This is a genomic window from Gammaproteobacteria bacterium, from assembly GCA_013001575.1.
GTDB lineage: Bacteria > Pseudomonadota > Gammaproteobacteria > Steroidobacterales > JABDMI01 > JABDMI01.
The window spans coordinates 1-10615 of sequence record JABDMI010000124.1; the positions used below are offsets into that span (position 1 = coordinate 1).

Below are 10615 nucleotides of genomic sequence, written 5' to 3' on the forward strand. Positions count from 1 at the left end.
TGCTGGAAATACAACGTGAAAATGATGGACTCGGCATCGGCATAAGTGCGATTTATGGCGGTTGGGAGAATTTTCTTTTGGGCTTTGAACACAAACAATACGCTTACGATGGCGAGATCGTGGATAACGAACGCTTTGCACAGATACAGCAATTATTATTCACCACAAATAACCCGCTGGAAGAAACATCAACCGGTATAAGCCTAGGTTACTACACCGATAGCGATAAATTTCTCACCGTCGGCCTGACTTTTGATACCAGCCTGTTATCGCAATCGGACAGCACACAATACAACCTGAATTACGAATTTCCATTATCAGATGACCTGGCGATGGATCTCGGCTATTTGTATGTGGATCAGGATTCGTATAGCACCAATGTGTTTTCTCTCGGAATGAGTTGGAGCTTTTGATCATGAATGTGATTTTTCAAATCTCGACAGTGTGTTTTTCGAATCCGTTAAAAATCACTAAGTAATATTCTTCTTGGCTACCGAGTCGGGATCATTGCGGTCGTTTCTCCACGGAGGATGGGTAAAGTGCAGTACATGATCTGCATTGTGGGAAGCAACTCCGTCCTCTAAAGTGATCTTGCCAATTTTATGCCAGTCAGTCACTTCAAATTTTGAACCCGTGACTGCATTGCCGACTTCTTTACCCTGATTCGAGACCAAAATATCAAAACACAAGGTGCGCTGTGGAACCGGATTACCCTTATCGTAAATATGCCCCAGCAATTCATCTCTAAAATCTTCTTCATCGATGGTTAAATGTCCTTCAGAGGGAACAAGACACATGAATTCAGGTGCATTACAAGCTTCATCGGGTGCTTTGTCGAGTTCGGCGATCTGGTAGACCTGGCGTAAACTTCCATTCTTGTCGAGACCACCAAAAACAATGCCCGCCCTCAAGAGCATGAGTTTCCCGGGTAAGTCAACATCCAGGATTCGCACTGCAATTCCATTGAGTAAGGTAACATCGGTGTAGTGTGTGGCGTCATTTCCAGACAAGGAATCCAGACAAAAGAAACTGGCGGGTTTTAGAAGTTCTTGATGGTTTTCATCCATGGTTGGATAAAGCTTGCCAGCAAACCCAAAGGCTCTTTTATTGCCACTTTTGATTGCCGAGCTGCCACACGAAAGTCGGGTAATGATCTTTCCTTTACTGCTTTTTTTAAAAAATCCACTGAACTCGTTATCATTAGTGATCTCCCAGGTTCCGGTCATACACACGCCATTGGAATGGATGAGTTTTCGAAATCCTTTTGCGTGTTCGCCCCAACGCAGGTCAGCGGATGTTTTTAAGGTCCGAATTGCGGCTTGTTTGAATTGATCGGGCTTGCCACCCGGTAGAAAGCCTTCGTATACACCACGTGTAGTAACTGCATGATGAGGGAATGGCGGTTCGCCGGGTGCGCCCCAGACACGCTGGTATGGATTGGCAAAAACTGCTTCCTTTACTTCGGCATAGCGTGAACCCTGATAGTCGAGATCCTCATCAGTAATTCCTTGCGGGCATAGGTCATTTACTTTCATTTAGTATTCCTAGTGACAGCTTAAAAAATACCAACGGCACCCTGAAGCCAGATCAATAAGAATACGCCGATCATGACGATGGCACCAATGAGTTGGTTTTTAGGGTTTTTACTGAGACGCACCAGTGCTTCAAAACCTATACCAAGGGACAGTAGCATCGCACCCATCACCACAAAATCCATAATCGCCCAATTAACCTCTTGGGTAAATTGCATGGCGACCAATGGTATTAGCAAAATGATCGCAGCTATCAGCCAATAGATGAGTCTCCAGTTTTTCTTTTGTGTAGTCATATGTATCTCGGTTTACTCGATCAAGCCCAGTTCTTTGGCGCGGGTTTTCCATTTATCCCGGGCAAATTTTTGCAAGTCCGGCTCTTTGTCGAATTCATCAACAATCTCCAGCCCCAGCAATGTCTCAATCAGGTCTTCCATGGTAACAATGCCAACCAGGGATCCGTATTCATCGACAACAATAGCAATATGGGCACTCTCAGTGGTGAGACTTTCATACAAAGCGGGCAAGGGCATGCCATCGAGAACTGCCAGAACATCGCGTTTGATGTCTTTCATCAGAGTCTCATCTTTGTCTTCAACCAGATGTTGCAGGAGTTCGTCTTTTAAAACTATACCACTGATGTTGTCGTCCGATTCCGAGTAGATCGGGATTCGTGAAAATCGCAAAGGTTGATGCTGGTTGTGAAACTCCATCAAGGTCATATTCTCATCGGCCTTCACCACCACCGTGCGCGGAGTCATAATATCCTTGACCATGACCTCCTTGAATCGCAAGAGATTTTTGATAATGTCCGATTCGCTCTTGTCCAGCACTCCGCTTTCCTCACTGGCGTGGGCAATGGCTGCAATGTCGGCGCGACTGAAAATACTTTTGTCTTTGTCACGCTTGAGATTTTTGGTAATGAGCTGACTGATCCAGACAAAAGGGACAAGAATAACCAACAAAACCTTGATCGATTTCACAGTGAAAGGCGCGAGTTTTTCCCACATGTTCGCGCCAATGGTTTTGGGGATAATTTCAGACAAGATCAAAATAGCCATGGTCATAAATCCGGCAATTACACTTTCAGTCGGCAAACCTAAAAAGTGAGCACCACTACCAAATATTTTTGCAGCCTGGGCACCGACACCTATAGCCCCCACCGTGTGTGCGATGGTATTAAGCGTCAAAATGGCTGATAGCGGTCGGTCAATATCCTCTTTGAACTTTAATAAGTCATGCCCGATCTTTTTATTCTCATGCACTTTACGGTTAATGTAGGAAGGGGTAATACTCAGCAACACCGCTTCCCAGATAGAACACAGAAAAGAGAACAGGATCGACAGAACAAAGAATAAGATAAGCAACTGCATTTAAAGTTAATTATTTCAGGTTTACTGCTTTTGTGCCAATAAAATCGAATGCAAGCCACAGTTTTCATCTTGTAATTTGATTTCAATACGCCCGAATTCAAGAGACCTCAGAATATCCCGATACTCGTCAGGCGCCATACTGGCATGATACACAGCATCCCCTTCGACAGTTCCGGTCACCTCACCCGCTTCGTGCCCAATAGTCATCAACAAGGCGCCATTAGGGTGCAGATGCCGGGCGAATTGAAGAAGAAGCTGGCGTTGTACTGCTTGAGTGAGATGAAAAGAACCATCCCAACTGATGATTCCGTCAAACTTGGTATCAAACTGCATATCTCGCATATCCATTTCTACCCAACTTGCGTTTGGAAAACGCATTCTGGCAATTTCCAGCATGCCTGGAGATGCATCCAGTCCTGTTATGTCGAATCCTTGCTTAAGCAAGTAACCGGTTATTGGCTCACCGGCACCACAACCCACATCCAACACTCGACCCTGTGGGGGCAATAGTTCTATGAATTTATCTAACCAGGGTTTTTCTATTAATACTCTAGGGCGATGCATATCCCAAGTCTGAGCATGTTTTTCATAGGTCTGAATGGTGTGCTTGCGGATGTCTTCGAGGTTTTTCATACTTAAAAATATGCTGCTAGTTCGAAAGCATCACTTAAGCCACAATACATTTTTTGGGCATTGATATTTCAAATTTTTAACATGCAACCTGAATCAATCATGTTGCTGAAAAAGTGACTGAAATCCAGCATAAGCCATTCGAGTAGGGTCAAAACCTGTGTCAAATTTATCCATCAAATCCACAATGCGCGGGTCTGTCGCGACTTTCTGATTGACTGCATCACGTACTTCACGTGATTTAAACGTCACCCAGCCAAACACGACAATTTCACCTTCTTTTGCATCAATGAGATCGGTAAACGATCGCGTCCCGGCCAAATTCATATCGTCACCGATAAACTCCTGATAGTCGAGTGCGCCATGTTCTTTCCAAATGTCCGCAACCGCTTCAACAAGTAGTTTGTATTCGCTTAAACGCTCGGTCTGAATGGGAAAAATGAATCCGTCGATGTAGTCAGACATAATTACTCCGATATTTTGTAGAAGTTATCTAGTTGATCTGTTGTAGATTTTATATCAGAAATTGAATGTTGACTTTTTATTTAAACATACATTCCTGCCGCATAACCACTCGCCCAGGCCCATTGAAAGTTAAACCCACCCAGCCAACCGGTCACATCCAACACTTCACCAATGAAATATAGCCCTTGTTGACTTTTACACTCAAAAGTTTTGGACGACACATCGTCTGTATCCACACCACCCAATGTCACTTCCGCGGTTCTATAGCCTTCCGTGCTGGATGGCTTGATCTCCCACTCTTGTAAATATTTTGTCAATGTATCGATATCAACGTTTGCAAGATCAGCAATACGTTTGTCTGCCAAATCTTTTAGATAAAGTGACGACAAGCTTTCCACCAGCTGCTTGCTCAAGTGCTCCATTAAAAAATTCTTTACCCGCTGGATTTTTCCGTTAGAGCGTAAAGTTTGCAATTTTTCTTGCAAATCCATTTTGGGTAACAGATTTATCGATAAAGTGTCCCCGGGTTTCCAATAGGAGGATATCTGCAACATCACCGGTCCACTCAAACCGCGATGAGTAAACAACATATCTTCAGTGAACGACATGTCATTACAACTCACTTGCGCAGGAGCTGAAATTCCCGACAAATGCTCAAACTGCTGTTGCAAACTCTCGGTCAGTACAAATGGAACCAAAGCCGCTGATGTGTCATTAACCCGCAAACCGAATTGTGCGGCCACTTGATAACCAAACCCGGTTGCGCCCATGCGTGGAATGGATAAGCCTCCTGTTGCAATGACCAGAGAATCGCAACTGACCGAATATTGTGAGGTCGCAAGTGAATACATTTCATTTTTATAGTTGATCTTATTCACAGACATCGAGGTTTCGACCCGCACAGCGGCACTTTCACATTCATCCAAAAGTAATCTGACGATATCTTTAGCTTTATTCACACAAAATAATTGCCCGTGTTTTTTTTCTTGATACTCAATCTGATGTTTTTCAACCAGCTCGATAAAATCGTATTGCGTGTAGCGTGACAGTGCCGATTTGCAAAAATGCGCATTGGCGGAAAGGAAATTTTTATCCGAAGTGTGCAAATTGGTGAAATTACATCGGCCGCCACCTGACATCAGGATCTTTTTACCGACTTTATTGGCGTGATCGATAATAAGCACTCTTCGGCCTCTTTGACCAGCAGTAATCGCACACATCAAGCCCGCAGCACCGGCGCCGATAACAATGACATCGTAATGATTGGGGTTATTAACAGACATTAGAAAATCCGGTATTGCGTAAGCGCGGAACACAAATTTGCGATCGCATGTGCAAACCTATGCTCAATTTTTAGAATGAATTGATTGCACCAGAACAAAGGGCGCAACTGTCACCGCCCAGACCTGTGCATCGGATTCAAACCATTGTAAAGCCTGTGCATCATCCACCTTTCGTACTTGTCCTGCAGCCTGCCATGCACCTACTGCCGCAACATCGTCATGCAAAAACGCGGTGGCCACCCGTACCAGGTCCAGTTTTGAAGCAACGTGCATGACATTACCTTGCGCGTAGAAACGCTGTAAGGCCCGCCATTCAATTTTTGCCGTTTCATAAACCAGACCAGTTTTTTCAATTTTCATAGCAAACGATTATAACTTATTGTTTTAGTTGAAGTATTTAATAGTTACGATCAAAGCGGCGAAAAAAGCGGCAAATTCCCCAGTGTCACAATTCTAAACCGCTACACTACACGCCCATTAGCGCGCGAGTGAAATGCATTCACAATCCGCGCTCCAAAAATTGTTCCAGGTTTTCCCATGACAGATCCCACACCAAGTGCATTTAAAGAGCTTGCACTCAGCCCCGCTATTCTTACAGGATTGAACGAAGTGGGTTACGAAACCCCGACCCCGATCCAGGCACAAACCATTCCCTTTTTACTGGATGGTCGTGATGTCCTGGGGCAAGCTCAAACCGGTACGGGTAAGACTGCGGCATTCGCATTACCCTTGCTGAGCAAACTGGACCTGAAACAAAAAGACCCTCAGGTGTTGGTGCTCGCACCGACCCGTGAATTGGCAATTCAAGTTTCGGAAGCATTTCAAAGTTACGCCAAACACATTAAGGGTTTTCATGTGCTTCCCATCTATGGCGGCCAGGCTTATGACACCCAGATTCGTGGCTTGAAACGTGGTGTACATGTGGTGGTTGGCACTCCGGGTCGGGTTATGGACCATATGCGCAAAGGCACCTTGAAAGTCGATAACTTGAAAGTTCTGGTGCTGGACGAAGCCGATGAAATGCTACGCATGGGCTTTATTGATGACGTTGAATGGGTATTGGAGCAGGCCCCGGATGACAGGCAGATCGCTTTGTTTTCGGCAACCATGCCAAAACAGATCCGTCGTATTGCCACAAAATACTTAAACAATCCCGAACAGGTTACGATTAAACAAAGTTCGTCTACTGCATCCACGATACGACAACGTTATTGGTTAGTGAGTCGCACCAATAAACTGGATGCCTTGACCCGGATATTGGAGGCGGAAGAATTCGCTGCCATTATTATTTTTGTGCGTACCAAGAACTCCACCGAACAACTCGCCGAAAAACTGACGGCCCGCGGTTATGCTGCGTCAGCGATTAATGGTGATGTGGCTCAGGCACAACGCGAACGCTTAATTAATAATTTAAAAAATGGCAAGCTGGATATTCTGGTTGCCACCGATGTGGCTGCGCGTGGCCTGGACGTGGAACGCATCAGTCATGTGATCAATTACGACATTCCGCATGACACCGAGTCCTATGTGCATCGCATCGGTCGCACCGGACGCGCAGGACGTGAAGGCGATGCGATTTTGTTTGTCGCGCCACGCGAGCGCCGTATGTTGGGCTCGATCGAGAAAGCGACCAACTCCAAGATCGAACAAATGCAGTTACCTTCCACCAAAGAAATAAACGAGCAGCGTATTTCCCGTTTTAAACAACGCATTAGCCAATCACTTGCCGATGGCGATCTCGGATTTTATACCCAAATGATCGAGGAATATATAAGCGAACACGAAGTAGCTCCTGAAAAAGTCGCGGCCGCTCTGGCAAACATCACTCAAGGCGATACGCCATTTTTTCTGGATACTTCCAGGGAGCGTTCACGCGATACCTGGAAAAAAAGCGATGCTGTTGAAAATCGTTCGCGTGGGCGCAGGGATAAAAACAAAAAAGGCCGGGCACGCGAAGATTTTCAACCTGAAAAAGGCATGGAACGCTTCCGCATAGAAGTCGGCCATGAGCATGACGTAAGACCTGGCAATATTGTTGGTGCAATTGCCAATGAAGCCGATCTGGACAGCCGTTATATTGGGCGTATTAATATAATGGACAGACACAGTTTTGTGGATCTTCCAGCCGATATGCCTACCGAAACCTTTAAGGAGCTTAAAAATGTATGGGTGTCCGGTCAGCAATTGAAAATATCCAAGGCAGACAGTGGCAAGAACTCAAAAGGCGGTCATGACAAGCCTAAGCGTAGATCTCATACTGACGCTCGCAAGCCCAAACGTGATGATAAACGCAGTGAGAATCGCAAAAATACAATCGCCAGCTCACGCGATAAAGATAAAAGAAAACCCAGATCCGAGAACGAAAAAGAAGCCAATCAGGTAATGGCAAAGGACTCCAAGCCCAAGAAGCCTAAATCCAAAGATAAAAATTCCAAGCGTAAAGAAAAACCCAAGAGATCCGCCGCGCAAAAACGTCAAAAAAAGAAAAAACAGGCAAAACAAGCCAAAAAGCGACAAGCTAAAAAGTAATTCAAAAACCCTTAATGCATGCATTAACTTTCTGATGCGGATTCATTGAATCCCATGGCATGTAAGCGTTCGGAATCATTCACTCCAATCCATTAAAACTTAACCCACACCGGGATTCCGCAATTTCATCGGTAATTTATTAATACAACTGCCTGGATCGACTTATTGCCGTCAAACCGAGGTTAGAAATTTTTTTCGTTGTTGAAATTAAGTATGAGCGAATTATTTTAACCCTGAACCGTATCACGAAATCTCAAACTCTCCACTACCGGGTAATTCCAGCACTAGTTCCGAACCCCCGATCATTGACGGGGTTTTGTAACCGGATAAATTTTCCGACTCCAGAATCTTTTTGGCGAGATGCAAGCCGCCGTCTTTGGTAACGGTGTAGCCATTCGCTGTTCGCAAACGCACGGTTTTCACCTCACCAGCTGCATTCCTGGCCTCACCCCATACGTAAGTCACAGCCTTGTCACGAGTTTCCTTGGAGGGCGGAACCAAAGATTTATCAATCTTCTTTTTCATGGCATTTTGCACAAAACCGAGTCCCAGCAAGGGGCGGATCCAGTTGGCACGCTTCATTTGTTTGATCATGCCGGGTGAGGATGGAATGTACACTTCGATGTTTGGAATACCCGTGGAATAATATGCGGTGGCAATATCACCCCAAGGAATGGTGGTTGCCAGTTTCTCGCCATTACCGAAATCTATTGTCCGGGTTTTATACGCGAGTGGAACACGTTTTAACTCGCCGTTCTCACGCACGCCCCCGCCATTGGCCAAGCCTTCAACCGAGGTTTTTGCAGTGCCCTTGCTAAAGCCGGATTTGGAATCAAAGCCCAGGGTTAGTTGGCTTGCGTCTGGCATTAATTCTTTTAACTTGGCGGATACACAATCAGTCGGGATCACATCAAAGCCCACGCCCGGACACACCACGATACCGGCCTCTTTGGCACGCGCATCCTGGGCATGGCAATGCTCAAACACCGAAACTTCACCGGTGATGTCAGTGTAATGGGTCTGACTCATGATGCAGGCCTCCAGCATTGGGGCCGAAGTCGCCGAGAATGGTCCCGCACAGTGGATAACAATGTCCACATCGAGCAAGTTCGAGGCAACCACATCAACATCGTCCAAAGCGAACACTTGCGAAGGCAGATGTAATTCACTGGCCAAAGATTCAATTGCGGCTTTATTGCGCCCCGCCACAACCGGTTTCATGCCCTGCTTAACGGCTTCCCGCGCGATGAGCTCACCGCTGTAACCATTAGCGCCATAGATCATTATTGTTTTCATGTAATTACCTTCTCTCGAACCTTCTCTCGAAGTTCAAATTGCCACACACGCATGAAACCAATTCAGGATCTCATGACCTTAAATTTGTTTTAAAAACTCCAGAACCACGCGATTAAATTCTTCCGGCTGATCCATTGGTGTGCCGTGCATGGAATCCTTGATCACGTGCACTCTGGCATTTTTCATTTTGACCGCAGAACGCTCTTTATGCGCTGGCGGTGTGTAATCTTTATCCGCACTAATGAATAATGTGTTTTGAGCAATTTTTTCCAGGTACTCGCCCATTTGCCAGTCGATTAGCGCGTTGAGGGCCTTGATATACGGCGCTTTGCGGTTTTTACTGTTGCGTTCACGCAAGCGATCACCCAGTACAGGATTATCAGGGAATAGTTTTCGACTCAGGATCTTCGCCATCTGCGGCATGCTCAAAATACGCGCCAGTAAGCGACGCAAACTTACCTGATAAAGTTTACTCAAGGTGTCGATCTTGAAACTTGCCAAACTGTTTACAATAAGCAAAGCCTCAGGTATGAAATATTCATTGTGATCGATCTGGTCCATGGCCAACTGAAAGGCCACTGCCCCACCCATGGAATAGCCAAGCACCGGACAGGACTGAATGCCAAGGTGCTGCATCAGATCACGCATATCACTGGCGTACAAAGCCATGCTGATCGCGGGTTTGGACATGGCAAAATACGCTTGCATACTGCGGCCAAAACCACGCAAGTCCGGGATGATCAATTCATAATCTTTGCCAAGATCGGCGTATTGAAACTCCCAATCCATACTGCTGGAACCCAGGCCATGAATTAACAATAATGGTGGCCCACTGCCCAGGCGCTGATAACTCAGCTCTACGCCATCGGATGCAGTATATGACAGGTAATTGGTTTCAAGTGGCTGGCCGGTTAAAAGGCTGAATTGTGTGCTGTCTAACATAATTGATTATTTTTGAAGTGTGCCGGGTTTTGCCCATTATAATGCCTATGCAAAATAAATTTAGTAATAAACAAACACATGTCAGAAGCCGAACTAGAAAAATATCTAAAGGAAAACCTGTTACCGGAAGACCTTCGCTTGTCGCCGTTTCAGATATTCTCACGCTGGTTGAATGAAGCGACCGAACTTGCCCAGCAGCCCAATCCTAACGCCATGGTCATCAGCACTTTGGCCGAGCAGACGATTAAAAAAGCTGATCAAGCAACCATTCTGGATAATGAAGCAGTTGAAGAAACCGTTATGGTGCCGGATGCACGTGTGGTTTTATGTAAAGACATAAATCTGGAAAAAAGCTATGTGGTATTTTTCACAAACTATCAATCTGCCAAGGGCGAGCAACTGTCCAGGCACCCATTCGCCACCGCCGTTTTCCACTGGGACCAGTTAGGCCGCCAGGTACGAATTAGTGGCCGAATCAGTCGCTCGCCGGCTATGGAAAGTGAAAATTATTTCAATACCCGGCATCCACTCTCCCGTCTTGGGGCCTGGGCATCCGATCAAAGCC

General features: G+C 45.8%; 12 protein-coding genes. 3 read left to right on the forward strand and 9 right to left on the reverse strand.

The window, feature by feature from the left end; genetic code table 11:
• Window positions 1–413 (forward strand): hypothetical protein (locus HKN88_09790; protein NNC98348.1); only part of this gene is annotated, 413 nt, incomplete at its 5' end.
• A 57-nt stretch (window positions 414–470) separates the two neighbouring features.
• On the opposite strand, the gene HKN88_09795 is transcribed toward HKN88_09790, so the two are convergent.
• The 7 genes from HKN88_09795 to HKN88_09825 all read right to left on the reverse strand — a co-directional run bounded on the left by HKN88_09795 (window position 471) and on the right by HKN88_09825 (window position 5643).
• Window positions 471–1535 (reverse strand): hypothetical protein, encoded by a 1065-nt coding sequence (locus HKN88_09795; GenBank protein NNC98349.1) that lies wholly within the window; start codon window positions 1533–1535, stop codon window positions 471–473.
• 20 nt (window positions 1536–1555) lie between these two features.
• Window positions 1556–1828, reverse strand: coding sequence for a hypothetical protein (locus HKN88_09800; protein NNC98350.1), 273 nt, complete (start codon window positions 1826–1828; stop codon window positions 1556–1558).
• Window positions 1829–1840: 12 nt separating this feature from the next.
• Entirely contained in the window at window positions 1841–2905 is a 1065-nt protein-coding gene (locus tag HKN88_09805) for an HlyC/CorC family transporter (protein NNC98351.1), read from the reverse strand.
• A gap of 21 nt (window positions 2906–2926) precedes the next feature.
• Window positions 2927–3538, reverse strand: a complete 612-nt coding sequence (locus HKN88_09810) for a class I SAM-dependent methyltransferase (protein ID NNC98352.1) — start codon at window positions 3536–3538, stop codon at window positions 2927–2929.
• Between the two features lie 93 nt (window positions 3539–3631).
• Window positions 3632–4000, reverse strand: a complete 369-nt coding sequence (locus HKN88_09815; GenBank protein NNC98353.1) for a DUF1428 domain-containing protein — start codon at window positions 3998–4000, stop codon at window positions 3632–3634.
• A gap of 80 nt (window positions 4001–4080) precedes the next feature.
• Window positions 4081–5283, reverse strand: a complete 1203-nt coding sequence (locus HKN88_09820; GenBank protein NNC98354.1) for an NAD(P)/FAD-dependent oxidoreductase — start codon at window positions 5281–5283, stop codon at window positions 4081–4083.
• A gap of 63 nt (window positions 5284–5346) precedes the next feature.
• Window positions 5347–5643: a DUF2288 domain-containing protein gene (locus HKN88_09825; protein ID NNC98355.1), complete on the reverse strand. Its 297-nt coding sequence runs from the start codon at window positions 5641–5643 to the stop codon at window positions 5347–5349.
• Window positions 5644–5820: 177 nt separating this feature from the next.
• Here HKN88_09825 and HKN88_09830 point away from each other — a divergent pair, with 177 nt between their 5' ends.
• The gene (locus HKN88_09830; protein NNC98356.1) at window positions 5821–7812 is read left to right on the forward strand and encodes a DEAD/DEAH box helicase; all 1992 of its coding nucleotides are present in this window, start codon (window positions 5821–5823) and stop codon (window positions 7810–7812) included.
• 243 nt (window positions 7813–8055) lie between these two features.
• Here HKN88_09830 and HKN88_09835 read toward each other — a convergent pair whose 3' ends face one another.
• Entirely contained in the window at window positions 8056–9108 is a 1053-nt protein-coding gene (locus HKN88_09835) for an NAD(P)H-binding protein (GenBank protein NNC98357.1), read from the reverse strand.
• A 78-nt stretch (window positions 9109–9186) separates the two neighbouring features.
• Window positions 9187–10050, reverse strand: coding sequence for an alpha/beta hydrolase (locus HKN88_09840; GenBank protein ID NNC98358.1), 864 nt, complete (start codon window positions 10048–10050; stop codon window positions 9187–9189).
• A 78-nt stretch (window positions 10051–10128) separates the two neighbouring features.
• On the opposite strand from HKN88_09840, the gene HKN88_09845 reads away from it, so the two are divergent.
• On the forward strand, window positions 10129–10615 hold a 487-nt coding region (locus HKN88_09845), incomplete at its 3' end, for a hypothetical protein (protein ID NNC98359.1).